Source organism: Paracoccus sp. L-17 (genome assembly GCF_056857655.1).
Genome location: NZ_JBSXNM010000046.1, coordinates 18405 through 44638 on the forward strand (window position 1 = coordinate 18405; position 26234 = coordinate 44638).

The 26234-nt window shown below is 66.7% G+C and carries 25 protein-coding genes and 1 riboswitch; of the genes, 17 read left to right on the forward strand and 8 right to left on the reverse strand.

Annotated elements, in window-relative coordinates; translation table 11 throughout:
- Window positions 1-35 precede the first annotated feature (35 nt).
- The 3 genes from AC13CR_RS16980 (at window position 36) to AC13CR_RS16990 (ending at window position 2585) form a co-directional block, all read left to right on the forward strand.
- On the forward strand, window positions 36-785 hold the full coding sequence (locus tag AC13CR_RS16980; RefSeq protein WP_292955134.1) for a YebC/PmpR family DNA-binding transcriptional regulator: 750 nt from the start codon (window positions 36-38) through the stop codon (window positions 783-785).
- Window positions 786-1040: 255 nt separating this feature from the next.
- A complete protein-coding gene (locus tag AC13CR_RS16985; protein ID WP_292955137.1) occupies window positions 1041-1634 on the forward strand; it encodes a LysE/ArgO family amino acid transporter in 594 nt (197 codons plus the stop codon).
- Between the two features lie 42 nt (window positions 1635-1676).
- Window positions 1677-2585 (forward strand): DMT family transporter, encoded by a 909-nt coding sequence (locus AC13CR_RS16990; protein ID WP_292955140.1) that lies wholly within the window; start codon window positions 1677-1679, stop codon window positions 2583-2585.
- A gap of 3 nt (window positions 2586-2588) precedes the next feature.
- Here the strand turns inward: AC13CR_RS16990 and AC13CR_RS16995 are convergent, their stop codons facing one another.
- The 5 genes from AC13CR_RS16995 to puuE all read right to left on the reverse strand — a co-directional run bounded on the left by AC13CR_RS16995 (window position 2589) and on the right by puuE (window position 7935).
- Window positions 2589-3068, reverse strand: coding sequence for a hypothetical protein (locus tag AC13CR_RS16995; protein ID WP_446233301.1), 480 nt, complete (start codon window positions 3066-3068; stop codon window positions 2589-2591).
- A 187-nt stretch (window positions 3069-3255) separates the two neighbouring features.
- Window positions 3256-3480: a DUF1127 domain-containing protein gene (locus AC13CR_RS17000; protein ID WP_292955146.1), complete on the reverse strand. Its 225-nt coding sequence runs from the start codon at window positions 3478-3480 to the stop codon at window positions 3256-3258.
- A 159-nt stretch (window positions 3481-3639) separates the two neighbouring features.
- On the reverse strand, window positions 3640-5418 hold the full coding sequence (locus tag AC13CR_RS17005; RefSeq protein ID WP_292955149.1) for an SLC13 family permease: 1779 nt from the start codon (window positions 5416-5418) through the stop codon (window positions 3640-3642).
- 226 nt (window positions 5419-5644) lie between these two features.
- Window positions 5645-6532: a bifunctional allantoicase/(S)-ureidoglycine aminohydrolase gene (locus tag AC13CR_RS17010; RefSeq protein WP_292955152.1), complete on the reverse strand. Its 888-nt coding sequence runs from the start codon at window positions 6530-6532 to the stop codon at window positions 5645-5647.
- Window positions 6529-7935, reverse strand: coding sequence for an allantoinase PuuE (gene puuE, locus AC13CR_RS17015; RefSeq protein ID WP_482900910.1), 1407 nt, complete (start codon window positions 7933-7935; stop codon window positions 6529-6531). Before puuE ends, AC13CR_RS17010 begins: the two co-directional genes overlap by 4 nt.
- A gap of 216 nt (window positions 7936-8151) precedes the next feature.
- On the opposite strand from puuE, the gene AC13CR_RS17020 reads away from it, so the two are divergent.
- The 4 genes from AC13CR_RS17020 to AC13CR_RS17035 all read left to right on the forward strand — a co-directional run bounded on the left by AC13CR_RS17020 (window position 8152) and on the right by AC13CR_RS17035 (window position 12407).
- Window positions 8152-9453, forward strand: a complete 1302-nt coding sequence (locus tag AC13CR_RS17020) for an NCS2 family permease (protein ID WP_292955158.1) — start codon at window positions 8152-8154, stop codon at window positions 9451-9453.
- A 147-nt stretch (window positions 9454-9600) separates the two neighbouring features.
- Complete coding sequence (locus tag AC13CR_RS17025; protein WP_292955161.1) at window positions 9601-10890, forward strand: PQQ-dependent sugar dehydrogenase; 1290 nt, start codon at window positions 9601-9603, stop codon at window positions 10888-10890.
- Window positions 10891-10974: 84 nt separating this feature from the next.
- Window positions 10975-11778, forward strand: coding sequence for an XdhC family protein (locus AC13CR_RS17030; RefSeq protein ID WP_292955164.1), 804 nt, complete (start codon window positions 10975-10977; stop codon window positions 11776-11778).
- Window positions 11775-12407, forward strand: a complete 633-nt coding sequence (locus AC13CR_RS17035) for a nucleotidyltransferase family protein (RefSeq protein WP_292955167.1) — start codon at window positions 11775-11777, stop codon at window positions 12405-12407. Before AC13CR_RS17030 ends, AC13CR_RS17035 begins: the two co-directional genes overlap by 4 nt.
- Before the next feature lies 1 nt (window position 12408).
- On the opposite strand, the gene AC13CR_RS17040 is transcribed toward AC13CR_RS17035, so the two are convergent.
- From AC13CR_RS17040 to AC13CR_RS17050, 3 genes are all read right to left on the reverse strand, one after another.
- On the reverse strand, window positions 12409-13779 hold the full coding sequence (locus AC13CR_RS17040; RefSeq protein WP_292955170.1) for an aspartate aminotransferase family protein: 1371 nt from the start codon (window positions 13777-13779) through the stop codon (window positions 12409-12411).
- Window positions 13780-13804: 25 nt separating this feature from the next.
- Window positions 13805-15175 carry an NAD-dependent succinate-semialdehyde dehydrogenase gene (locus AC13CR_RS17045; protein WP_414692163.1) on the reverse strand — a complete coding sequence of 457 codons (1371 nt, stop codon included), beginning with the start codon at window positions 15173-15175 and terminating at the stop codon, window positions 13805-13807.
- Between the two features lie 246 nt (window positions 15176-15421).
- Window positions 15422-15910 carry an Lrp/AsnC family transcriptional regulator gene (locus tag AC13CR_RS17050; RefSeq protein WP_292955176.1) on the reverse strand — a complete coding sequence of 163 codons (489 nt, stop codon included), beginning with the start codon at window positions 15908-15910 and terminating at the stop codon, window positions 15422-15424.
- 74 nt (window positions 15911-15984) lie between these two features.
- On the opposite strand from AC13CR_RS17050, the gene ehuR reads away from it, so the two are divergent.
- The 10 genes from ehuR to doeB all read left to right on the forward strand — a co-directional run bounded on the left by ehuR (window position 15985) and on the right by doeB (window position 25962).
- Complete coding sequence (ehuR, locus tag AC13CR_RS17055; protein WP_446233859.1) at window positions 15985-17379, forward strand: MocR-like ectoine utilization transcription factor EhuR; 1395 nt, start codon at window positions 15985-15987, stop codon at window positions 17377-17379.
- A 162-nt stretch (window positions 17380-17541) separates the two neighbouring features.
- Window positions 17542-18660 (forward strand): TRAP transporter substrate-binding protein, encoded by a 1119-nt coding sequence (locus AC13CR_RS17060; RefSeq protein ID WP_292955182.1) that lies wholly within the window; start codon window positions 17542-17544, stop codon window positions 18658-18660.
- A gap of 146 nt (window positions 18661-18806) precedes the next feature.
- Window positions 18807-19397 (forward strand): TRAP transporter small permease, encoded by a 591-nt coding sequence (locus AC13CR_RS17065; protein ID WP_292955603.1) that lies wholly within the window; start codon window positions 18807-18809, stop codon window positions 19395-19397.
- Window positions 19398-19403: 6 nt separating this feature from the next.
- On the forward strand, window positions 19404-20690 hold the full coding sequence (locus AC13CR_RS17070) for a TRAP transporter large permease (protein ID WP_292955606.1): 1287 nt from the start codon (window positions 19404-19406) through the stop codon (window positions 20688-20690).
- A gap of 9 nt (window positions 20691-20699) precedes the next feature.
- Complete coding sequence (locus AC13CR_RS17075; protein ID WP_292955185.1) at window positions 20700-21143, forward strand: universal stress protein; 444 nt, start codon at window positions 20700-20702, stop codon at window positions 21141-21143.
- 15 nt (window positions 21144-21158) lie between these two features.
- Complete coding sequence (locus tag AC13CR_RS17080) at window positions 21159-21863, forward strand: maleate cis-trans isomerase family protein (protein WP_292955188.1); 705 nt, start codon at window positions 21159-21161, stop codon at window positions 21861-21863.
- A complete protein-coding gene (gene eutB / locus AC13CR_RS17085; protein WP_482900911.1) occupies window positions 21857-22825 on the forward strand; it encodes a hydroxyectoine utilization dehydratase EutB in 969 nt (322 codons plus the stop codon). The genes AC13CR_RS17080 and eutB overlap by 7 nt, the downstream gene beginning before the upstream one ends.
- The gene (locus AC13CR_RS17090; RefSeq protein WP_482900912.1) at window positions 22810-23787 is read left to right on the forward strand and encodes a cyclodeaminase; all 978 of its coding nucleotides are present in this window, start codon (window positions 22810-22812) and stop codon (window positions 23785-23787) included. Before eutB ends, AC13CR_RS17090 begins: the two co-directional genes overlap by 16 nt.
- Entirely contained in the window at window positions 23780-24976 is a 1197-nt protein-coding gene (gene doeA, locus AC13CR_RS17095; protein WP_292955197.1) for an ectoine hydrolase DoeA, read from the forward strand. The genes AC13CR_RS17090 and doeA overlap by 8 nt, the downstream gene beginning before the upstream one ends.
- A complete protein-coding gene (doeB, locus tag AC13CR_RS17100; RefSeq protein ID WP_292955200.1) occupies window positions 24973-25962 on the forward strand; it encodes a N(2)-acetyl-L-2,4-diaminobutanoate deacetylase DoeB in 990 nt (329 codons plus the stop codon). The genes doeA and doeB overlap by 4 nt, the downstream gene beginning before the upstream one ends.
- A 108-nt stretch (window positions 25963-26070) precedes the next feature.
- A riboswitch (FMN riboswitch) is annotated at window positions 26071-26200 on the forward strand.
- Window positions 26201-26234: the final 34 nt, after the last annotated feature.

The following is a 26234-nucleotide window of genomic DNA, read 5'->3' on the forward strand; positions in this document are numbered from 1 at the left end:
CCGGATTCTACCAGACATGCGAAGGACGACCGACAATGGCAGGTCATTCCAAATGGGCCAATATCCAGCATCGCAAGGGCCGGCAGGACGCCGCCCGCTCGAAGCTGTTCTCCAAGCTTTCCAAGGAAATCACCGTCGCCGCCAAGATGGGCGATCCCGACCCCGACAAGAACCCGCGGCTGCGGCTTGCGGTGAAGGAGGCCAAGGCGAATTCGGTTCCCAAGGACGTGATCGACCGCGCGATCAGGAAATCGCAGGGCGGCGATGCCGACAATTACGAGGAAATCCGCTACGAGGGATACGGTCCCGACGGAATTGCACTGGTGGTCGAGGCGATGACCGACAACCGTAACCGCACCGCCTCGAATGTGCGCAGCTATTTCACCAAGTCGGGCGGTGATCTGGGCCAGACCGGCTCGGTCAGCTTCATGTTCGACCGGGTGGGAGAGATCATGTATCCGGCCTCGGTCGGCGATGCCGACAGGGTGATGCTGGCCGCGATCGAGGCCGGGGCCGAGGATGTCGAAAGCGATGACGAGGGGCACTGGATCTACTGCACGGGAAATGACCTGAACGATGTCGCGACGGCGCTGGAAGCGGCCTTGGGCGAATCCGAGACGGCGAAGCTGATCTGGAAGCCGCAGGCACCGACCGAGATCGCCGATATGGAAACGGCACAGAAGCTGATGAAGCTGATCGAGACCCTGGAAGACGATGACGACGTGCAGAACGTCACCGGCAATTTCGATTTCTCCGATGAGGTGGCAACCCGGCTGGAGGGATGATTGCTGCGCCCGGCGGTGACGGCGACCGCCGTGGCCGGTGTCGGCGCGGATCGCCGGGGGGCATCCGGCGGTCCCTGGCAGGGTCGCTGGAAGGGGGCCGTGGTTCGCGCCCGTCATCCGCGCGCCCCAGGTGGCCTATGCGCCGGGCGCGCGCGCAACGCGCGCGCTGAGGCCCAGCGGCAGCGACCGGGGCGGGCCATGCCCGGCCCGGTCCCATTCCGGTCTCCGACCGGCCGGCTTTCACAGGAACCTGCCATGTTGTCTTTCGCCGCCGGACTGGGCACCGGGCTGTCCCTGATCCTCGCCATCGGTGCGCAGAACGCCTTCGTTCTGAAACAGGGATTGCTGCGGCATCACGTCTTTGCCGTCTGCCTGTTCTGCGCGGTCTCGGATGCGCTGCTGATCGCCCTCGGCGTCGCCGGCATGACCAGTATCGCGCTGGCCGCGCCCTGGCTGCTGGTGGCGATGAAATGGGGCGGCGTGGCCTTCCTGATCGTCTATGGCGCGCGCTCTTTCGCGGCGGCGCTGCGCGGCGGCGAGGGTCTGCGCCCAGAAGGAAAACGGGCCTCGCTGACGGCGACCCTGGCCACGATCGCGGCGCTGACATGGCTCAATCCCCATGTCTGGCTGGATACGGTGGTGCTGCTGGGGGCGATTTCGGCGCAATGGCCCTCGGCCGTGGGGTTCGCCCTGGGTGCGATGACGGGGTCGGTGCTGTTCTTCTTCGGGCTGGGCTATGGCGCGCGGCTGCTGGTCCCGGTCTTCGCGCGGCCGTCCTCTTGGCGCTGGCTGGAGGCCGGGGTCGGCGTGGTGATGTGGGTCATCGCCCTTCGGCTGGCGCTTGGCTGATTGGGCCTTGCGCGAGGGCGTCAAACCCGGCAGTTGCAGGATATGCAAATTGACCGTGATACGCGCCGGGACCTGATCGGCATCGGCTGGATGCTGGCGACCGGGGCCTGTTTCGTCGCGGTCAACGGCATCGTGCGCGGCCTTGGCGGCGCGCTGCCGGCGCCTCAGGCAGCCTTCATTCGCTTCGTCTTCGGGCTGGTCTTTCTGGCGCCGGTGCTGGTCGGGGCCCTGCGGCAGGGATTTTCGGTTCCTGTCTGGCGCCTGTTCGCGCTGCGTGGCGGGCTGCACCTGATGGCGGTGATCATGTGGTTCTACGCCATGTCCCGGATCACCGTGGCCGAGGCCACGGCCATCGGCTTTCTCAACCCGATCATGGTGACCATCGGTGCGGCGCTGTTTCTGGGCGAGACGCTGGCCGGCCGGCGGATCGCGGCCATCGCGGTAGCCTTTCTGGGCGCGCTGATCGTGCTGCGGCCTGGGCTGCGGCCGCTGGATCCGGGCCATCTGTCGCAGGTCGGCGCAGCGGTGGCCTTCGGAACCTCCTATCTGCTGGCCAAACGGCTGTCGGGACAGGTGCCCGCCGCAACCGTCGTGGCGGTTCTGTCGCTGACCGTCTCGGTCGGGCTGGCGCCGATCGCCTGGGCGGTCTGGGTGCCGCCGACGCCGGGCCAGATCGGCTGGCTGGCGCTGGTCGCGGGGTTTGCCACGGCGGGCCATTACACGATGACCCGCGCCTTCGCCGCCGCGCCGCTGGCCGTCACCCAGCCCGTCACCTTCCTGCAACTGATCTGGGCCAGCCTGCTGGGCGTCTTCGTCTTCCACGAACCGCTGGACGGATGGGTGATTCTGGGTGGCGGGATGATGATCGGCGCGATCACCTATATCACCTGGCGCGAGGCGCAGCGTCGCGCCAGAACGCAGACGCCGCCCGTCAACGCCACCAAGGCCTGAGGCTCAGGGCGTCTCGCAAAGACCCATCGCCTGTCCGAAACTCTGCCCGCTTTTCTCCAGCCTGCCTCCGTCGATGCGGATCGGCCGGTAGGGCGGTGTGTCCTGCACGCCGGGCTGGACCTGGGTCAGCCGGTAGCATCCGGTGAACACCGTCTTGCCGCCCGCCGTGTCGGTCGCCTCGATGGCGACGGGAACGCGGGAATGGATCGCGCCCGCGGTCCCCTCGGATCGCACCTCGCCTATGCGCAGGGCGACGGTCCCGGTTCCCGTGTAGCCGTCGCGGAACGTCGCGTAGTCGGGCGCGCCGTCTTCGGCGAAATAGCTCCAGGCGCGGAGATATTCGTGCCGGTCGATGGCGTTGTAGAGCGAGGTGATCACGCGCGCAGGCGATGAGCGATCGTCGATGAACCGGTCCGCGGGCTTCGCGGCCAGAACCGGCGCGGCGATGGCGGCGACAAGGGCTGCGATCGGAAGACGGGTCATGACTGAACCTTTCGGCATCTGGAACAGCGGGTAAACCCGCCCCACGCCGGCGCCGTTCCGCCGCCGCACGAAGCCGGGAACGGACGTGATCGGACGCGGGGCCGACCGCATCCGCGCCGACTTGACCGCCCCCGCCAGACCCCGCTCTGACCCGAGGGGGCGCTCGACGGGGACGTTGGCGCGGTGTTCAGAAGCCGGAAACGCCCATGATCCGGCGGATCTCGCCGTCGCGGGTCAGGCCACGGGCCGCCAGTTCCGCGTCGCTGACGCGGTTCAGGCGTTCCAGCGCCTGCATCCGGGGATTGGCTTCGGCCAGTTGGACCATGAGCCGGCCGAAGGCTGCGAAGGGCGCCGCCAGCGCCGACAGGATTGCAGCCGGGGTCTTGCGGTCATTGATTGCGGTGGTGGCCATGTGGAAACTCCTTTGTCAGACAAAGCCGTTTCCTCCCTGCGACCAAGGTCGGATCTCGGGGCCGTTGACGCAACCGTCAATGCTGCATGGCAGCATTGCAAGTGCTTCAAGGGCTTGCGGCCTCCGATGGCGCGCGGCGCCGCCGGGTCCGGTTCGCCGTCAAAGCGGCCAGAAGATCGGGATCACCGCCGAGGCCGTCACCGCCATCAGCAGGTTCAGCGGCAGGCCCACGCGGATGAAATCCGAAAAGCGATAGCCGCCCGGCCCGTAGACCAGCGTGTTGGTCTGATAGCCGATCGGCGTCGCGAAACTGGCCGAAGCGCCCATCATCACCGCCACGACCAGCGGTCGCGGATCGACGCCGAGCTGCTGGCCCAGCGAGATCGCGACCGGCGTGACGATGACGGCGACGGCATTGTTCGTCACCGTCTCGGTCAGCGCCGTCGACAGCATGTAGACGGCGAGGACCAGACCCCAGGGCGGGATGTCGGCCAGCCAGGGCGCCACGGAGCGAACGATCAGTTCCACCGCGCCGGAATTCTCGAGACCCGTTCCCACCGCCAGCATGGCAAAGATCAGCGCCATCAGCCGGCCATCGACAAAGCCCAATGCCTCGTCGGCGTCGATGCAGCGCGTGCCCAGCACCACGGCCACGCCGAGAAAGGCCAGCAACAGGATCGGCGCCACCTCGAAGGCCGACAGGATCACCACGGCGGCCAGGGTTGCGACCACGATCGGCGCGTGCCGGCGGCGATAGGCGCGATCCGAGGGGATGTTGACCTCGACCATCTCCATGTCGCTGGCCAGCCGCTGGATATCCTCGGTCGCGCCTTCCAGCAGCAGCGTATCGCCGACACGCACGACCAGATCATCCAGCTGCCGGCCGATGTTCTGGCTTTTGCGATGGACGGCCAGCACATAGACGCCATAGCGCCGGCGCAGCCGCATCGAGCCGAGGCTGCGCCCGACCATGCGGCAGCCGGGCGTGATCAGCACCTCGACGGTCGAGGTCTGGACGGAACTCAGCTTGTCCACCATGCGCAGATCCTTGTGGCCCTGAAGCCCCAGAACCTCGGACATGGGGGTGCGCAGGACAACACGGTCTCCGGCCTCGAGCCGGACCGAGGTCAGATCGCGCCGCAGCGAGGCATCGCCGCGCAGGACATCGATCACGCGGGCCGTGTCGCGGGTGAAGATGTCGATCTCGTCCAGCGCCTTGCCGATCACGGCGGAATCTTCGGGGATCGCGACCTCGGTGAAGAACTTCATCTTCGTGCGGCCCGACATCAGTTGCGACATCGAATCGCGGTCCGGCAGCAGGCGTGGGGCGAAGATCAGCAGATAGGTGATGCCCACGACCGCCATTGGCAGGCCGACCGGCGCGATCTCGAAGATCGAGAAGGGCGCCATTCCGGAATTGCGGGCCACGCCGTCCACCAGCAGGTTGGTCGAGGTGCCGATCATCGTCATCGTGCCGCCCAGGATCGACAGATAGGACAGCGGGATCAGCAGCTTCGAGGGGGATTTTCCCATTTCCTTCGCCAACTGCATGAAGATCGGCATCATCACCACGACCAGCGGCGTGTTGTTGACAAAGGCCGACATGGCGCAGACCAGGCAAGAGACAAGGCCCAGCGTCATCATCGGACGCGCGCCCGCGTGGCGCGCCGCGCGCTGACCGATCCAGTCCAGCGCCCCGGTCCTGACCAGCCCGCCGACGATGATGAACATGAAGGCAATGGTCCAGGGCGCGGGGTTGGCCAGCACCTCGGCCGCGTCGTCCTTGCCCAGGATTCCAAGGCCCAGCAGCACCACCGCGCCCAGAATCGCGGTCACTTCGGGCGGGTAGGTTTCGCGGATGAACAGCGTCAACATGCCCGCGATGATCAGGATCGTGACGATCGCCGAGGCTGTTCCGGTCAGTTCAAATCCGAACATTCATGTCTCGCATCCCGCACCGGGGAACCGGCCAGTCGGCGCATATTGATCCTATTCCGCGCCGTGCCGCAAGCGGGCCGTCGCGCGGCTGCCTGGATCGGCGCCGGTCAGGGTCGCGGGCGTCGCGGCGCCAGGCGGGCGGCCCGCGGGACCCTTCGCCGCCATCATCCGCCTGGCCCGGATCCGGCCTGCGGACGCCCTGGCGCGCTTCCGGCCCGGTGACCGATCAACGATTCGGCCACAAACCCGCGTGACGGTTCACGTCCTTGTAGAGAAGATAGCGGAACCGCCCCGGCCCGCCCGCATAGCAGGCCTGCGGGCAGAAGGCGCGCAACCACATGAAGTCGCCGGGGCCGACCTCGACCCAGTCGCGGTTCAGGCGATAGACGGCCTTGCCCTCCAACACGAACAGCCCGTGTTCCATCACGTGCGTTTCGGCAAAGGGGATCGAGCCGCCGGGTTTGAACGTGACCAGCGTGATGTGCATGTCGTGGCGCAGATCGGCCGGATCCATGAACCGCGTCGTGCCCCAGGCGCCGTCGGTATCAGGCATGGGCGAGGGCGGCAGATCCTGTTCCCGCGCGATGATCGGATCGGGCCTGTCGAGTCCCGCACAGGGCTGCCACCGCTTGCGCCACCAGTGAAAGCCGGTCGGGCCGGGCGTCACGTTGCGCACCCGCCATGGCGTTCCCGCCGGGATATAGGCAAAGCCGCCCGGTTTCAGCAGGTGATCGGCACCGTCGATGGTGACGCGCAATTCGCCGCCGGTGACAAAGACCGCGTGCTGCACTTCGGGATCGTCATCGGGGGCGACGCTGCCGCCGCCCTCGGCCAGTTCGACGACATATTGGCTGAACGTCTCGGCAAAGCCGGACAATGGCCGGGCCAGCATCCACATCCGCATCCCGTCCCATCCCGGCAGGTAGGAGGTCACGATGTCGCGCATCACCGTGCGGGGGATGACGGCATAGGCCTCGGTGAAGACGGCCGTGTCGGTGGTCAGGCCGGTCTGCGGCGGCAGGCCCGCGACGGGGCCGGCATAGGGCCCGGACACATCCGCTTCGACGATGGTGGCCGGATCGCCGGTGGGGGCACCTTTCGGGGGCTGGTTCATGGCAGAAGATCCTTCAGGCGAAGTTCGGCGATGCGCATGACCTGTTTTTCGGCCTCGGCGCGTTCGGTTTCGGTATTGTTGTCCACCCGCGCCCGCATGGCGGCCTGGATGCCGGGCTTGTCGTAATCGCGCACTGCGATGATGAAGGGAAAGCCGTGCCTGGCGACATAGGCGTCGTTCAGCCGCGTGAACTCGGCCCGTTCGGCATCGGTCAGGCTGTCCAGCCCGGCGCTGGCCTGTTCGGAGGTGCTTTCCGCCGTCAGCTTCTTCGCCGCCGCCAGCTTGCCGGCAAGGTCCGGATGCGCCCTCAGCACGTCCAGGCGGGCCTGATCGTCGGCCGAACGAAAGATCTGCGCCATCCGCCGCGCCAGCCCGCGGGCGCTGTCATGGACCGCGCCCATCTCGGCGCGGTGGACACGCTCGGCCACCCAAGGGGAATGTTCGTAGATGCCGCCGAATTTCAGCACGAAGGCGTCGCGGCTCATCTGCGAGGGACGTTCGCGCGGTTTCCAAGGATGGGTCTCGGCCCAGTGGCGCGCGATGTCGAGGCGGGTGGCGAACCACACGCCCTCATGCGCGCGGGCGTGATCGAGGAAGCGCCGGATCGCCATGGCCCGACCCGGGCGCCCCGCAAGGCGGCAATGCAGGCCGATCGACATCATCTTCGGCGCGCCGGCCTGACCTTCGGCATAGAGAATGTCGAAACTGTCGCGCAGGTAATCGAAGAACTCGACCCCGGTGCCGAAGCCCTGACCCGACGAGAACCGCATGTCGTTGGCGTCCATCGTATAGGGCACCATCAATTGCGGGCGTTCCTGATGGACATGCCAATAGGGCAGGTCGTCGGCGATGGTGTCGGCCAGATAGGCAAAGCCGCCTTCCTCGCAGCCAAGCGCGACCGTGTTCATCGAGGTGCGGCCCTGGTAGAAGCCAAGGGGACGTTCCCCGGTGATGCGCCTGTGCAGGTCGACGGCCCGGGCGATGTGATCGGCCTCGACCTCGCGCGGGACGTCCTTGTAGTCGATCCATTTCAGCCCGTGGGTGGCGATCTCCCAGCCCGCCTCCTGCATGGCGGCGACCTGTTCGGGCGCGCGTTCCAGCGCGTTGGCGACGCCGTAGACGGTGATCGGCAGATCCTTCAGCATCCGGTGCAGGCGCCAGAATCCGGCCCGTGCACCGTAGTCGTAGATCGATTCCATGTTCCAGTGCCGCTGGCCGGGCCAGGCCTGGGCGCCGATGATCTCGGACAGGAAGGCCTCGGAGGCGGCATCGCCGTGCTCGATGCTGTTCTCGCCGCCCTCTTCGTAGTTCATCACGATCTGGACCGCGATCCGCGCGCCGCCCGGCCATTGCGGATCGGGTGGGGTTTCGCCATATCCTCGCAGGTCGCGGCTGTAGCGCATCGTGATGTCCTTCCCTTGGCTGGTTTCACAAGACCCGTCCGGGCCGCGCCGGGCAAGTCGGCAAGTCCGAAATTCTGTATCAACAAATCGACAAAGATCGCGGCGCTTTCAATCCCGCATTGAAAGACTTGCGGGCCGGGCGCGATTGTGAAGCCATTTCCCCGACCCATACAATCCGCGTCGATGGCGGCGGGGAGAGCCGCGGGGAGGATCATCATGGAACGACTATTCAAGCTGACCGAAACCGGCAGCAATATCCGCACCGAGATCATTGCGGGCCTGACCACCTTTCTGACGATGGCCTATATCATCTTCGTCAATCCCGACATCCTGTCCTCGACCGGCATGGATCGCGACGCGGTCTTCGTGGCAACCTGCCTGGCCGCGGCGATCGGGTCGCTGGTCATGGGGCTTTGGGCCAACTGGCCCATCGGCATGGCGCCGGGCATGGGGCTGAACGCCTTCTTCGCCTTCACCGTCGTCGGCGCGATGGGGTTCACCTGGCAGCAGGCCCTGGGCGCGGTCTTCATCTCGGGCCTGATCTTCCTGTTCCTGTCGGTGACCGGGATCCGGCGCTGGCTGATCGGCGGGATTCCGGTGTCCATGCGCAGCGCCATCGCCGCCGGCATCGGGCTGTTCCTGGCGATCATCGCGATGAAATCCTCGGGTATCGTGGTGGCCAGCCCGGCGACCTTCGTGACGCTGGGCGATCTGACCCAGGCGGGCACGCTGCTGACCATCGCGGGCTTCTTCATCATCGCGGCACTGGATGCACTGAAGGTTCCGGGCGCGATCCTGATCGGGATCCTGCTTGTCACCGTCGCCTCGATCCTGCTGGGCGTCAGCCAGTTTACCGGCATCATGTCCACGCCGCCCTCGATCGCGCCCACCTTCATGCAGCTTGACCTTCTGGGCGCACTGAGCTTCGGGATATTCCATGTCGTCCTGGTCATGGTCCTGGTCGAGATTTTCGACGCCACCGGCACCCTGATCGGCGTGGCCAAGCGTGCCGGCCTGCTGGTCGAGGGGCCGACCCATACCAACAAGAACCTGGGCCGGGCGCTGATGGCCGATTCGACGGCTATCCTGGCCGGTTCGATGCTGGGCACGTCCTCTACCACCGCCTATGCCGAAAGCGCCTCGGGCGTCGCGGCGGGCGGGCGGACCGGCCTGACCGCGCTGGTCGTGGCGGGATTGTTCCTGCTGGCGATGTTCTTCGCGCCGCTGGCGGGGGCCGTGCCGGCCTATGCGACGGCGCCGGCATTGCTGTATGTCGCGTCGCTGATGGTGCGCGAACTGGCCGAGATCGACTGGACCGATGTCACCGAAAGCGCGCCAGCCGTGCTGACCGCGATCGCCATGCCCTTCACCTATTCCATTGCCAATGGCCTGGCTTTCGGCTTCGTCAGCTACGCGGTGCTGAAGCTGCTGACCGGCCGCGCGCGCGAGGTTCACGCGGCGACCTGGATCGTGGCGGGGCTGTTCGTGATCCGCTTTGCCTTCTTCCCCGAAGGCTAGGGCCGGACAAGGATCGCGGCCATCGGCGGCGCCCGGCCGGAATGGGCCCGGACGCCGCCCTCGTTTCCGGCCCGCGGCATGTTTCCGGGCTTGCACCCGGCGCCGCATGTCCTAGGCTCGGCCCCGCGACAACAGGGGAACGAAAACATGGACTGGATGGCACGGGCGACGTCGATCGTGGGCGGGGCGATGGTGCTGCTGAGGCGCGGGGCGGCGCCGAAATCGCAGGCGACGGGGCAGTCACCCACCATCCCCGAAGCCAGGAAACAGGGCATCATGACGCTGAAGATGCCGACCGCGAAGGGTTGGGTGGGCGACCACAAGCCCACCGCCGCGCCCGGCCTGAAGGTCAATGCCTTCGCCCGCGATCTGATCCATCCCCGCTGGATCGAGGTCCTGCCCAATGGCGATGTCCTGGTGGCCGAGGCGCTGCAGGAGGAAAGCCCGCCGCGCAAGCTGATGGATCACGCCATGCAGGCCACGATGCGGCGGGCGAAGGCCATCGGCCAGAGCCCCAACCGCATCACGCTGTGGCGCGACGGCGACGGCGACGGCGTGGCCGAGACGCGACATGTCTTCGTGCAGAACCAGAACCAGCCCTTCGGCATGGCCATGGTCGACGGCACCTTCTATGTCGGCAATACCGACGGGATCGTGGCCTTCGACTACACCGAAGGCGCGGACCGGCTGCAGGGTCCGGGCCGCAAGCTGGTCGATTTCAAGCCCGGCGGCCACTGGACCCGCAGCCTGATCGTCAGCCCCGATCACAGCAGGATCTATGCCGGCGTCGGATCGCTGACGAATATCGGCGACGAGGGCCTGGAGGCCGAGGAAGGCCGCGCCGCGATCTGGGAACTGGATCTGGCCAGCGGAAAGGCGCGCATCTTCGCCTCCGGGTTGCGCAACCCGGTCGGCATGGCCTGGCAGCCCGACACCGCGACTCTGTGGACCGTTGTCAACGAACGTGACGGGCTGGGCGACGAGACGCCGCCGGATTACCTGACCTCGGTGCAGGAAGGCGGCTTCTACGGCTGGCCCTATTGCTATTGGGACCGGATCGTCGACGACCGGGTGCCGCAGGATCCGGATCTGGTCGCCCGCGCCATCAAGCCGGATTACGCGCTGGGCGGGCACACCGCCTCGTTGGGACTGTGCTGGATGCCGGACCAGACCTTGCCCGGATTCGGCGAGGGCATGGTGATCGGCCAGCACGGATCCTGGAACCGCTCGACGCTCAGCGGCTATCGCATGATCTTCGTGCCCTTCGCCGAGGGCAGACCCTCGGGACCGCCGCGCGACATCCTGTGGGGCTTTCTGTCCGAGGACGAGAAATTCTCCTATGGACGGCCGGTCGGCGTGGCCATAGGACCGGACCGCCGATCGCTGCTGATGGCGGACGATGTGGGCGACGTGATCTGGCGCGTCAGCGCGGCATAACCGCCCGGCAGCGGCGCGGCGTCCGTGTCGTTCGCCTGGGAGGACCGTGACGGAACAGGATCCCGCAGCCGGACGTTGCCCGACATGACGACCGACCCTTTCGCCGCCCTTGCCGCAAGGCCCGGAGGCGCGCTTGCCCTGCTGATCGCGGCCGAGGGCGGTTTTCCGCGCAGGCCCGGGGCGGCCATGGCGCTGTGGCCGGATGGCGGCCGGGTCGGCCGGCTCGGCGCGGGCTGCATCGACGCCGACATCGCGGGCCATGTCGGCGCGGCCCGTGCCGTCACCCATCTGACCTATGGGCTGGGCGGGCCGATTGACCTGCCCTTGCCCTGCGGCGGAACCGTGCACATCGCACTGATCCAGCGTCCCGATCCGGTCTGGCTGGCTGCCATCGGCGCGGACAGTGCCGCCCGGCGCACCGGCCGCTGGCGCATCGATCTTGTCACCGGGGCGGCCTCCCGCGACGCAGCGACGGGCTTTGCGCTGGTCCTGCCGCCACCGCCCGCGGTGATCCTGCACGGCGAGGGCGACGAGGCCGAAGCTCTGGCGTCCATGGTCGCCGCGCTCGATCTGCCCTGCCACCGGGGCGAAAAGGCTCCGCCGCCGGACGCCCAGAGCGCCGTCGTGACGCTGTTTCACGACCATGACCGGGAATTGCCTCCCCTGCGCGCGGCGCTGGCCTCGCCCGCCTTCTATATCGGCGCGCTCGGATCGCGACGGGCACAGCTTGCGCGTCAGGCGGCCCTTCGCGAGACGGGGATCGACGAGGCGGCGCTGGTCCGTCTGCGCGGCCCGATCGGCGTCGTCAGCCCCGTGCGCGAACCGCGTCTTCTGGCCGCCTCGGTCCTGACCGAGATCCTGGCCGCCTATGATGCACAGTTCGGATGATCCGCGCCGGGCTGCTGCTGGCCGCTGGCGCCTCGCGCCGCTTCGGACCCAAGGACAAGCTGCTGAGCCCGCTTCGCGGCCGCCCGCTGATCGCCCACGCCGCCGAGGCGATGCGCAGGGCGGCGCTGGACCGCCGTATCGCAGTCATCGCCAATCCGGACCTGGCGCCTCATCTGGCCGGCTTCGAGATCGTGGCCGTCGCCCCGGGCGGGCAGTCCGACAGCCTGCGTGCGGGACTGGCCGCCGCGGGCCGTCCGGACCTCTTGCTGATCGCGCTGGCCGACATGCCCTTCGTCAGCGCAAGACATCTGGACCGGGTTGTCGCCGCTGCCAGCGACACGATGCCCTCGGCCAGCCGCGACCGCGGCCCGCCCATGCCGCCGGCCTGTTTTCCGGCGGCCTGGCTGCCAAGACTGGCGGCCTTGAAAGGCGACCGGGGCGCGGGCCCGCTGATCGGGGATCTGCCGCCGGCGGCGGTGATCGAGGCCGCCGGTCAACTGGCCGATATCGACACGGTGAACGATCTCGCCCGGATCCGGCGCGCAACCCGGCCGGCCCGCCTTTCGCACTCTTCTCAAATACCTCGGGGGTCCGGGGGCGGCGCCCCCGGCCGTCGCGGGACGCGATAAGCTATCCCAGAACCTCGGTGATCGCGTCCTTCGTCACCGACACGATCTGATCGGCCTCGGACTTCGTCAGGCACAAGGGCGGCGCGAATCCCAGAATGTCGCCCTGCGGCATGGCCCGCGCGATCACGCCGCGTTTCAGCATCGCGGCCACGACCTTGGCGCCCTTGCCATCGGCAGCCTCGAAGAAGATGCGTTTTTCCTTGTCCGCGACCAGTTCCACCGCGCACAGCATCCCTTCGCCGCGAACCTCGCCGACATGACGATGGCCGCCGACCTGCTCGCGCATGTTCTGCCAGAAGTAATTGCCGGTCTCGCCGGCATTCTGCACCAGTCCAAGGTGGTCGATCAGCTTCAGGTTGGCGATTCCCGCCGCCGCGCCGATCGGATGGGCCGAATAGGTCCAGCCATGTCCCAGCACGCCGTATTCGTCCGTTCCACGCGTCAGCACGTCCCACATGCGCTGACCCACGATGCTGGCCGACAGCGGCGCATAGGCGCTGGTCAAGCCCTTGGCGCTGGTGATCAGGTCGGGCTTCATCGCGTAATGATCGCTGCCGAACATGCTGCCCAGACGCCCGAACCCCGTGACCACCTCATCCGCGATCAGCAGGATGTCGTGGCGGTCCAGCACCTTCTGGATCGCGGGCCAGTAGCCGGCGGGCGGCGGCACGATGCCGCCCGTGCCCAGGACCGGCTCGCCGATGAAGGCGGCGATCGTGTCGGCGCCCTCGGCGGCGATCAGGTCTTCCAGCTTTTCGACGCAATAGGCGGTGAAATCGGACTCGGACATGGCCAGGTCGGGTCGGCGGTAAGGATAGGGCGCCTCGGTATGGATCACCTGCGCCAGCGGCAGATCGAATTTCTTGTGAAACAGGTCCAGCCCGGTCAGGCTGCCGGTCATCAGGCCCGAACCGTGATAGCCGCGCCAGCGCGAGATGATCTTCTTCTTCTCGGGCCGGCCCAGGATGTTGTTGTAATACCAGACCAGCTTGATGTTGGTTTCATTCGCGTCCGAGCCGCCAAGCCCGAAATAGACCCGCGCCATACCTTCGGGCGCGCGCTCCATCACCATCCTGGCCAGAGTGATGCTGGCCTCCGAGCCGTGTCCCGCATAGGCGTGGTAATAGGACAGTTCGCGCGCCTGATCGGCGATGGCTTCGGCGATCTCCTTGCGCCCATAGCCGACATTCACGCAGTAAAGCCCGGCGAACCCGTCCAGCAGGCGGTTGCCGTCGCGGTCGGTGATGAAAACGCCCTCACCGCCGGTCACGATCCGCTGCGGGCCCTCGCCTCGCGCGAATTGACCCAGATTGGTCGAAGGATGGAAAAAGCTCTCGCGGTCCCACTTCGCCAGTTCGTCATTGGTCAGCATCTCGTTTCCTTTCATCGCCGGTGGTTCAGGCCCAGTCGCGGCAGACATATTTGATTTCGGTAAAGGCTTCGAGCCCCTGACGCGCGCCCTCGCGGCCGATCCCGGATTGCTTCATGCCGCCGAAGGGGATCGGCGCGCCGGTGACCTTGGTGCGGTTCACCGCGACCATGCCGTATTGCAACGCCCGCGTCAGCCGATAGATCCGGCGCGGGTCGTGGCTGTGAAGATAGGCGACCAGCCCGTATTCGGTGGCATTGGCCCGCGCGATCACCTCGTCCTCGGTGTCGAACGGACTCAGCGCGGCGACGGGACCAAAGGTTTCCTGCGACATGATCGCGGCCTCGTCTGGCACATCGGCCAGAACCGTCGGCCTGAAGAACAGCGGCCCCTGGGCCTCGTCCACTCCACCCCCGGTCAGCAGCCGCGCGCCCTTGGCCAGGGCATCCTCGACATGCGCCATTTGCTTTTCGATCTGGCGGTCATGGATGAGCGGGCCGATATCGGGATCTCTCATGCCCGGTGCCAGGGTCAGCTTTTCGACTGCGGCGGTGAAGCGGGCACAGAAATCGTCATAGATGTCGCGCTGGATATAGAAGCGGTTCGCGCCCAGGCAATCCTGTCCCGAGGTCGCGAATTTCGCCTTGATGCCCTCGGCCACGGCCCGGTCCAGATCGGCGCCCTTGAAGACGATGAACGGCGCGTGTCCGCCCAGTTCCATGACCAGACGTTTCACCGTATCGGCCGATTGGCGATAAAGCAGCCGCCCGATCTCGGTCGATCCGGTAAAGGACAGGGCCCGGACGCGGGTATCGGCGGTCCATTCGCCGACGATGGTCGCGGCGTCGCCGATGACGGTGTTGACCACGCCTTCGGGAAACCCCGCGCGGCGGGCCAGTTCCGCAAGGGCCAGCGCCGAGAGCGGGGTCTCGGCCGAGGGGTGGATGATGACGGTGCAGCCCGCGCCAAGCGCGGCCGCGGCCTTGCGGGTGATCATCGCGCAGGGAAAATTCCATGGCGTGACCAGCGCGGCGACACCCACCGGCTCGCGCCACAATTCCATCTCTGCGTCCGGCAGGTGGCTGGTCACGCCTTCGATGTTCGGGCGCAGCGCCTCTTCGGCATAGAATTGCACGAAGCTGGCGGCGTATTCGATCTCGCCCCGCGCCTCGCTGATCGGCTTGCCCTGTTCGGCCACCATGATCCGGGCAAGATCCTCTTTCGCCTCGACGATCATGGCGTGCCAGCGATGCAGGATCTGCGCCCGGTGCTGGGGCAGCATCGCGGACCATCCGGCAAACGCCGCCTGCGCGGCATCGATGGCAGCGCGGGCGCCGTCGCGGTCGCTGATGGCCACCTTGGCGATGACCTCGCCGGTCGCGGGATCGCGCACGGCCATCCGGCCCTCGCCGGCGAAATCGCCCTGGCCGGGCAGCAGGCCGGAATCGGCGATCCGGTCGGTCAGTCGGGAAGACATGTCGTCAAGCATCGTGCACCTCCTTGCCTGACACGGATCTAGGTGCCGCGCGGGGGAGGAATTCTCCAAAGTCGGTCGCCGCCGCAGAAAAATCCTCTGCTCCGGCGGTTTCTTCGTTGCGGAAATACCCTGGGGTGAGGCGCGGCACGCGCCGAGGGGCAAGGCCCCTCAGCCCTCGCCTCCGCCCAGCAGCGCCAGCGCCGGCGGCAGATCCTTGACCGGCTTGGTCACGATATAGCTGTAATAGCGCCGCAGCCCGGCGGGGCTTTCCAGCAGATTGTCCATCAGGTCCTGAAATGCCGCGACATCGGTCGATACGACCTGCATCAGGTAATCATAGCCGCCGCCGATGGCCCAGCAGCCGGTGATCTCGTCCATCCGCGCCACGGTGCGCTCGAAGGTCCGGAAACTCTCGGTCCGGTGAGTGTCCAGTTCCACCATCACGAAGACCTGCACATGCGGCGCCAGCCCGGCAAGCGCGATCTCGGCGCGATAGCCACGGATAAGCCCGGCCTGTTCCAGCCGCTTCATGCGTTCCCAGCAGGGCGTCGGCGACAGGTTCACCCGCGACGCAAGCTCGGTCTTCGAGATGCGGCCCTCGCGCGCCAAGGTCGCGAGAATGGCGATGTCACGATCATCGAGGCGAAGCGGCGTCATGATCCGCTTGTTTCCGCCGCCCCGGCCAATGTCAATCTGGACAAGCCGCCGCCGCATCGCGAATCATGCGGTCCATGTCGCATTGGCCGCTCACCCGCGAGGACATCTCGCGCCCCGCCTATCGAAGCCTTGCCCAGGGCCTTGCCGCCGCCATCGATTCGGGCAGCCTGCGCGCCGGAGAGAAATTGCCGCCGCATCGCGATCTGGCCTGGCGGCTGGGTGTCTCGGTCCAGACGGTCAGTCGCGCCTATGAGGAACTGATCCGCGCCGACCTGATCTCGGGCGAGGTGGGGCGGGGGACATTCGTGAAATCCGGCCCGCGCGAGACGGTCGAGGTGCCGTGGTTCCGCGCCGCCACCGACCGTCCGCCGATCGATCTGTCGATGATGACCCCGGTCCGCCTGCCCGCCATTGCCGAGGCCTGGCGCGATAGTCTTGTCCGCCTCTCCGACAGGCTGCCCGATGGCGCGATCCATTCCTTTCGCCCGCGCCAGACGATGGCCCTCTACGGCGGCATGGCGGCGGCCTGGCTGGCACGCTGCGGCCTGGTCGTGCCGGCGCAGCGCATCCTGATCACCAACGGCACCACGCCCGCCATGTTCGTGGCGCTGATGAGCGCGCTGAAACCGGGCGACGAGATCGCCACCGAAAGTTCGACCTGCCACACGCTGAAACCGGCGGCCAGGCATCTGCATCTGCGTCTGCGCGGCGTTCCCGGCGACGAGGCGGGAATGGATCCGGGCGCGCTGTCAAAGGTCGTGCGTGCCTCGGCCGGGCGGGTGAAGGCGGTGTTTCTGCTGCCGTCGGGGGCGGGCCCCTTCGCACGGATGATGGATCGCGACCGGCGGCAGGCGCTGGCCTGCGCGGCGCGCGAGGCCGGCCTGATCATTCTGGAAAGCGATCCGACGGGACCGGTCGCGCGGCGCCGTCCTCCGCCCGTGTCCCATTTCGCGCCCGAACGCAGCTTCTACTTTACCGGCTTGTCGAAATGCCTGTCGCCGGGATTGCGGCTGGGTTTTCTGGCCATGCCCGAAACGCTGGCAGAGAGCGCGCTGAACCGGCATCTGTCGCTGGCCTGGATGGCCACGCCGCTGATGGCCGAGATCGCGCAGGACTGGATCGCCAGCGGCGTGGCGGACCGTCTTCTGGCCGCCCAACGGATCGAGCTTGCGGGCCGAAACCGGCTGGCGCAGCGTCTGCTGGACGGGCGCAGCGCGGGCTTTCCGCATGGCCTGCACCGTTGGCTGCCGCTGCCGCCGGGCACCGACGAACGCGCGTTGCTGGACCGCGCGCTGGACCGCGGCGTGGCGGTGGCGCCGGGCAGCGGCTTTGCCGTCACCGACCGCGATCCGGCGCTGCGGATCTGCCTCGGCGCGGCGCCCTTGCGAGAGATGGAACGGGGGCTTTCGATCCTGGCCGGGATCCTGCCCGAAAGTCGGCCCGAGGGCCGTCCCGGACCATCCGTTTGACACCCGGCCCCCGAATTGTCATGGTTTAATATAGAAATTGACATGCTAAGGGCTTGGTCCGAACTGTCGAGACAAGCCAGTCCGGGCAGGAACGACCCGGAGCCTGCAAACCCGAGGTTCCTTGCGCCGTGGCGTCAGGGAGGCCCATCAACAGGAGAACACATGACTTTCAAGACATTGACCGCCGCCAGCCTTGCCGCCCTGGTTCTGGGCGCGGGTTCCGCCATGGCCGAAACCTGGCGCTATGCCTTCGAAGAGGCGATGGACGAGGTTCAGGGCAAGTTCGCCCAGAAGTTCAAGGAAGAGATCGAGGCCAATTCCGACAACGAGGTTCAGCTGTTCCCGTTCGGAACGCTGGGCGAATCGGCCGACATCATGGAACAGGCGCAATCGGGCATCCTGCAATTCGTCGATCAGTCCCCCGGTTTTACCGGCGCGCTGATCCCCGAGGCGCAGGTCTTCTTCGTGCCCTATCTGCTGCCCCAGGATCAGGATACGCTGGTCAGCTTCTTCCGCAATTCCAAGGCCATCAACGAGCTGTTTCCGCCGCTTTATGCCGATCAGGGTCTTGAGCTTCTGACCATGTTCCCGGAGGGCGAGGTGATGATGACCACGACCACGCCGGTCAAGAGCCCGGCCGATCTGAACGAGGTCAAGTTCCGCGTGATGACCAACCCGCTGCTGGTCGAAAGCTACAAGGCCTTTGGCGCGACGCCCACGCCGCTGCCCTGGGGCGAGGTTTACGGCGCGCTGCAGACCGGCATCATCCAGGGTCAGGAAAATCCCGCCTTCTTCATCGAATCGACGAAGATGTACGAGGTGACCGACTACATCACCCGCGCCGGCCACAACAACTTCACCACCGCCGTCATGGCCAACAAGGAATTCTTCGACGGCCTGTCCGACGAAAACAAGAAGGTGGTTCGGGACGCGATTTCGGCCTCGTTCGACTATATCGTCGATTACCAGAAGGGCCTGACCGAGGAATCGCTGAACAAGATCAAGGAAGCCAAGCCCTCGATCACGATCAACACGCTGACCGAAGAAGAGCGCAAGCCCTTCAAGGAGACGGCGGCCGATGTCGAGGCGCAGTTCCTCGAGATCGGCGGATCGCAGGCCCAGGCGATCCTGGACCAGATGAAGGCCGATCTGGAAGCCGCGGGCAGTGGCGACGCGGCCGCCGCGGCTGGCGGCAGTGACGAGGCCGCCGCGACCGGGGGCGGTGACAGCGCCGCGGCCCCGGCGGAAGGCACGACCGAGACCGCCCCGGCCGGCAACTAGCCCCGGCCCGTGCCACGACAGGGGGTCCGGCCACATGCGTGGCCGATCCCATGCAGGTTATCCGTTCACAGCATGGGATCCCGGCCATGACGCTTGACGACAAGCATGCCCCCAAGCCCGATCCCGATATCGTCGCCGCGGCCGAAATGGCGGGCGGCGATGACGATATCGACGATTCCAAATATGTTTCGGGGCTGCCCGGACCGCTGGGCGCGATCGATGTGGCCATCGCCCGGATCGAGGCGGTGCTGCTGGCAATCGGGGTCCTGCTGATGGCGCTGAACACGATGGCCAATGTCGTCGGTCGCTACCTTCTGGGCCAGAGCATCTTCTTTTCCGAGGAACTGAACCAGGCGCTGATCATCCTGATCACCTTCGCGGGCATTTCCTACGCCGCGCGGCATGGCCGGCATATCCGCATGTCGGCCTTTTTCGACGCCCTGCCGTTCCGGCTGCGCAAGATGATGATGATCCTGATTTCCGCCCTGACGGCGGCGGTTATGCTGCTGCTGGCCTGGTATGCGATGGATTACGTGCTGACGCAGGCCTCGCGCGGGCGGGTGCTGCCGGCGCTGCAGATCCCGCAATGGTGGATCATCGTCTGGGCACCGCTGGGTTTTTTCCTGACCGGCCTGCAATACACGCTGACCACGATCAAGAACATGATCGACCGCGACATCTGGCTGTCCACCAGCACGCTGGAAGGCTATGACGACAGCGTGGAAGAGGAGGTCTGAGCGATGATGACCTGGGCAATCTTCGGCACCATGATCGTCCTTCTGCTGCTGGGCTTTCCGATGATGATCCCGCTGATCGCGGGCTCGCTGATCGGCTTCGTCACGCTGTTCGGCGGCTTTTCGCAGCTGGATACGATGATCCAGCAGATCCTGGGCGGCATCAGGCCCGCCAGCCTGATCGCGGTGCCGATGTTCATCTTCGCCGCCGACATCATGACGCGCGGCCAGTCGGCGAATCGCCTGATCGATCTGGTGATGGCCTTCGTCGGGCATCTCAGGGGCGGGCTTGCGATCTCGACCGCGGGGGCCTGCACCATGTTCGGCGCCGTCTCAGGCTCGACCCAGGCCACCGTCGTGGCGGTCGGCGGACCGCTGCGGCCGCGGATGCTGAAGGCGGGCTACAATGACAGCTTCGTCCTTGCGCTGATCGTGAATTCCTCGGACATCGCCTTTCTGATCCCGCCCTCGATCGGGATGATCATCTACGGCGTCGTCTCGGGCACCTCGATTTCGGAATTGTTCATCGCGGGCATCGGGCCGGGGCTGCTGATCCTGCTGATGTTCTCGGTCTACAGCTACATCTACGCGGTGCGGAACGACGTGCCCACACTGCCCAAGTCGAGTTGGGGCGAACGCGGGCAGGCCGTGTTGCGCGCGCTCTGGCCGCTGGGCTTTCCGGCGATCATCATCGGCGGCATCTATGGCGGCATCTTCTCGCCGACCGAGGCTGCCGCCGCCTGCGTTCTCTACGCGCTGTTTCTGGAAATGATCGTCTTTCGCGAACTGAGCGTGAAGCAACTTTACGCCACCGCGAAATCGACCGGGCTGATCACGGCGGTGGTGTTCATCCTGGTGGGCGCCGGCGCGGCCTTCAGCTATGTCATCAGTTTCGCGCAGATCCCGCAGCAAGTCCTGGAAAGTATCGGCATCAACGAGATGGGCGCATACGGCGTGCTGTTCACCATCTCGATCGCCTTCTTCATCGGCTGCATGTTCGTCGATCCGATCGTGGTGATCCTGGTCTTCGTGCCGATCTTCGCGCCGGTGGTGCAGTCGGTCGGCCTGGATCCGGTCCTGGTCGGCACGATCATCACCCTTCAGGTGGCGATCGGCAGTGCCACACCGCCTTTCGGCGCCGATATCTTCACCGCCATCGCGGTCTTCAAACGGCCCTATATCGATGTGATCCGGGGCACGCCGCCGTTCATCCTGATGCTGCTGACGGTGGCCGTGCTGCTGATCTTCTTCCCGCAGATCGCGCTGTTCCTGCGCGATCTGGCCTTCGACAAGTAGAGGCGCGCGATGTTTCGGAAAATCCTCGTCGGCTATGACGGTTCGAACGGGTCGCACCGGGCCCTGACGCAGGCGGTCGAGATGGCCAAGCTGTGCGATGCACAACTGATCATCCTGACCGTCTATCGGCATCACTCGATGCTGGAAGCCTCGCTGTCGATGGTGCGCGGCTCGCTGGAGCCGGGCGGCAACCTGGACGAGGCCATGCGATCGACCGCGCGCAACGCGGCCGATTATGCGAAAAGTCATGCCCGGGATGCCGGCGTGGTGCAGGTCAGCGCCTTCATCAAGGCCGGCCCTCCGGCGCGCACGCTGATTTCGGTCGCGCATGAAAAGGGCTGCGATCTGATCGTGGTCGGATCGCGCGGGCTGGGCGCCACCGAGAATTACCTGCTGGGATCGGTCAGTCACAAGGTCACCGGCCTTGCCGCCTGTCCGGTGCTGGTCGTCTGAAGGGACAAACGGAAGATGTGGCGCGACGACGTGAACCGCTTCGGCCTGATCGCGCTGGCGACGGACCTGACCATCGAGGGCGACGCGCAGCGGCTGCTGCCGCCGGGCTGCCGGCTGCATGTCACCCGGATCGCCTTTGACAATCCCACCACCGCCGAAAACCTGAAGAAGACCGGCCCGCATCTGAAAGCGGCCTCGGACCTTCTGGTGCCGGGGGTCGCGCTGAAGGGCATCGCCTTCGGCTGCACCTCGGCCTCGGCGGTGCTGGGCGATGGCGTGCAGCAGGCCATCGGTTCGCGCGCGCCGGTCAGCACCCCGGTCGCGGCGGCGCTGCGCGGATTCGCGGCTCTGGGCGTCACCCGGATCGCCCTGATGACCCCCTATCTGCGCGAGACCACCGATCTGGTCGGCGATCATTTTCAGGCCAACGGCCTTGACGTGGTGTCGCGCCGGTCGATGGGACATGCCGATGACCGCGACATGGCCTTGCTGTCGGCCGACGAGATCGTCGAATTCGCGCAGGCATCGGATCATCCGCAGGCAGAGGCGCTGTTCATGTCCTGCACCGCGCTGCCGGCGGTTTCGGTGATCGAGCGGCTGGAAGAGACGATCGGCAAGCCGGTGCTCAGTTCGAACCTGGCCCTGTTCTGGTCGATGCTGGACATCGCCCGCATCCCGGCCCAGGGAACGGGGCGATTGTTTCAGGTGCGGACATGGTGACGCTGGACGATATCCTGGCGGCCGCGGAACGCATCCGCGACATGGTGCGTGTGACGCCCGTCAAGGCTGCGCCCGGCCTGTCGCGGCTGGCCGGGGGGCCGGTCTGGCTGAAATGCGAACACCGGCAGGAAACCGGCGCGTTCAAGCTGCGCGGGGCGTCGAATGCGGCGGCGCGGCTGGGCGAGGTGGCAGGGGTGACGACCGCCTCGACCGGCAATCACGGCCGCGCACTGGCCCATGCGGCCCGTCAGCTTGGCCTGCCGGCGGTGATCTGCGTCTCGCGACTGGTGCCGCAGAACAAGCTGGACGCGATCCGGGCCCTTGACGCCGAGGCCCGTGTGATCGGGGCCTCGCAGGACGAGGCCTTCGACGAAGCGCGGCGGTTGCAGCGCGAGGAAGGCTTTGCGCTGATCCCGCCCTTCGATCATCCCGATGTCATCGCCGGGCAGGGGACACTGGGACTGGAAATCCTGGACCAGATCCCCGATGCCGCGGCCATCGCGGTGCCGCTGTCGGGCGGCGGATTGCTGGCCGGTGTGGCGCTGGCGGCCAAGGCCCGTCGGCCTGCCATCCGCATCATCGGGATCAGCATGGAACGCGGCGCGGCCATGGCGGCCAGCCTGAAGGCCGGCCATCCGGTCGCGGTTCCCGAACAGCAGACGCTGGCCGACAGTCTGGGCGGCGGAATCGGGCTGAAGAATCGCCTGACCTTCGGCCTGTGCCGCGACCTGATGGACGACCTGATCCTGCTGACCGAGGATGAAATCGCCGACGGCATCCGCCACCTGTCGGTCGAGGAGGACGAGATGGTCGAGGGCGCGGCGGCGGTCGGCGCGGCGGCGATCCTTGCCGGCAGGCTGCGGGCCGTGGATGGCCCGCTGGTGTTGATCCTGTCCGGCCAGAACATAGACCCGGCCCGCCACGCGGCCATCGTCAGGGGCGCGGCATGTCCGACATCCTGATCCTGCACGAAGACCTTTTGCGCGAAAGGGTGCGTCTGGACGACGCTGTGCTGGACCTGATCGAAAACGCCTTTGCCGCCTTGGCGGGCGGCGGGGTGCAGATGCCGCCGATCCTGTCGATGCACATGCCCGATGTGAACGGCGAGGTCGATGTCAAGACCGCCTATGTGCCGGGCCTGCCGGGTTTTGCCGTCAAGATCTCGCCCGGCTTCTTCGACAATCCTGCGAAGGGCTTGCCCTCGACCTCGGGGCTGATGGTGGTGCTGTCCACCGAAACCGGCCGGGTTTGCGCGGTGCTGCTGGATAACGGCTATCTGACCGATGTTCGCACGGCGGCGGCCGGGGGCGTGGCGGCGCGGCATCTGGCACGCCCGGATGCCAGCCGGGCCGCGATCTTCGGCGCGGGGTTGCAGGCCCGGATGCAGTTGCAGGCGCTTTGCCTTGTCCGCCCGATCCGCGAGGCGGTGATCTGGGCACGCGATCCCGCCCGGGCCGAGGCGCTGGCCCGCGACCTGGCCCGCGACGGGTTGCGGGTCCGGGCCCAGCCCGACGCCGCGACCGCGGCGGGCTTTGGCGATGTGATCGTGACCACGACGCCCGCCACACAGCCGATCCTGCGGGCCGAATGGCTGCGCCCCGGCCAGCATGTGACCGCGATGGGCAGCGATCAGGCCGGCAAGAACGAACTGGATCCGCTGTGCCTTGATCGCGCCGATCTCTACGTCGCCGATCGCGTCGGCCAGACGCGGCTGATGGGCGAATTGCGCGCCGCGCTTGGCGCGGGGGTGATCGCCCAGGATGCCGCGATCCCCGAACTGGGCGACATCATTTCCGGCCGCCATCCCGGCCGAACCTCACCCGACCAGATCACCATCGCGGATCTGACGGGCACCGGCGTGCAGGACACCGCCATTGCCACCCACGCGCTTGCCGCGTTTTCGAAAGACCAGCCGAATGCCTGAACTGCAAAGGACCCCCTACCGCTTTTCGACCGAGGAATACGAACAGCGGCTGCGAAAGACACGTTCCAGCATGGAAAAGCTGGGCCTCGATCTGCTGATCGTGTCGGACCCGTCCAACATGGCCTGGCTGACCGGCTATGACGGCTGGTCCTTCTATGTGCATCAATGCGTGATCGTCGGGCCCGACGGGCCGCCGATCTGGTTCGGGCGCGGGCAGGATGCGCAGGGCGCATTGCGCACGGTCTGGATGCCGGACGACTATATCATCGGCTACCCGGATTATTATGTGCAGTCCGTCGAACGCCACCCGATGGACTACCTGTGGGCCAGCCTTGCCACCCGCAATTGGCATCGCGGCTTCATCGGCGTCGAGATGGACAATTACTGGTATTCCGCCAAGGCGCATGAACGGCTGGTCCACGGACTTCCCGAGGCGCAGATTCTTGACGCCACCGGGCTGGTGAACTGGCAGCGCGCCATCAAGACGCCCAAGGAACTGGAATACATGCGCAAGGCCGCCCGCATCGTCGAGCGGATGCACCGACGCATCGCCGACAAGGTCGAGGTCGGTCAGCGCAAGTGCGATCTGGTCGCCGAGATCTATGACGCCGGCCTGCGCTTTGACGAATGGTCCCAGCATGGCGGCGATTATCCGGCGATCGTGCCGCTGCTGCCCTCGGGGCCGGATGCCTCGGCGCCGCATCTGACCTGGGACGACCAGCCGATGAAGCAGGACGAGGGCACGTTCTTCGAAATCGCGGGCTGCTATCAGCGCTATCATGTGCCGCTGTCGCGCACGATCTTCCTGGGCAAGCCGCCGCAGGACATGCTGGAGGCCGAAAAGGCGGTGCTGGAAGGGATGGAGGCGGGGCTTGGCGCCGCCCGCGCCGGCAATACCTGCGAGGATGTCGCCAATGCCTTCTTCACGGTCCTGGACCGCCACGGCATCGTCAAGGACAACCGCACCGGCTATCCGATCGGGCTGTCCTATCCGCCCGACTGGGGCGAGCGCACCATGTCGCTGCGCCGCGGCGACCAGACCGAATTGAAACCGGGCATGACCTTCCATTTCATGACCGGCTTGTGGATGGAGGGCTGGGGTTACGAGACCACCGAATCCATCGTCATCACCGAACGCGAGCCGGAACTGTTCTGCAACATCCCGCGCCGGATGCTGGTGAAGTCATGACCGCGAACCCGATCGTGCCCACCATCCCGCTGGACCGGCCGGGCAAGCATCACGGCTTTCTGCGACTGCCCTATTCGCGCAACGACAGCGCATGGGGCAGCGTGATGATCCCGATCACCGTGATCGCGGGCGGCGCGGGGCCGACCGCGCTGCTGACCGGCGGCAATCACGGCGACGAATACGAGGGCCCCATCGCCCTGCAGGCCCTGGCCTGGGAGATCGCGCCAGAGGATGTCACCGGGCGCGTCATCATCGTGCCCTACCTGAATTATCCGGCCTTCCGCGCCGGAACCCGGGTCAGCCCGATCGACCAGATCAACATGAACCGCTGTTTTCCGGGTCGTCCCGATGGCAGCGTCAGCCAGAAGATCGCGCATTATTTCGACAGCGTTCTGGTGCCCATGGCCGACATCGTGCTGGATTACCATTCGGGCGGCAAGACGCTGGATTTCCTGCCCTATGCGGCGGCGCATTATCTGGAGGACAAGGACCAGCAGGCGAAATGCGTGGCGGCGATGCAGGCTTTCGGCGCGCCCTATTCGATGATGATGCTGGAAATCGACGCGGTGGGGATGCTTGACACGGCCGCCGAAAGTCAGGGCAAGGTCTTCGTCACCACCGAACTGGGCGGCGGCGGCACGGCCACGGCGGCCTCGGCCGCCATCGCCATCCGGGGCGGGCGCAACCTGCTGCGCCATGCGGGCATTCTCGCCGGGCCGGTCGAGGCAGCGGACGACAACGTGATGCTGGACATGCCGGGCGATGATTGCTTTCACTTTGCCACGCGCGACGGCTTGCTGCATCCGCTGGCCGATCTGGGCGATGCGGTCAGGGCCGGCCAGCCGATTGCCCGGATCTGGCCCGCCGACCGGACCGGGATCGAGCCGGTTTCGGTCACGGCAAACCGCGACGGCATCATCGCGGCGCGGCATTTTCCGGGCCTCGTGCAGACCGGGGATTGCCTCGCGGTGATCGCGGTCCGCTGACCTGACGAAGCGCAGGGACCGGGCCGCGTCGCTGGTGCAAGGCGGTGTCACGCCCTCGCCGATTGTCCGCCGGGGCTTGGCGGCGCGCCGACCTCATGCTATCGCGATTCTCGTTCTCAGGGCGGGGTGCAATTCCCCACCGGCGGTGACAGCCCGCGAGCGCCTTCCTGTCGGAAGGGTCAGCAGATCCGGTGAAATTCCGGGGCCGACGGTATAGTCCGGATGGAAGAGAACCGAGGCCGCCCTTGCCTGGGGCGGTCAAGGATCGAAGC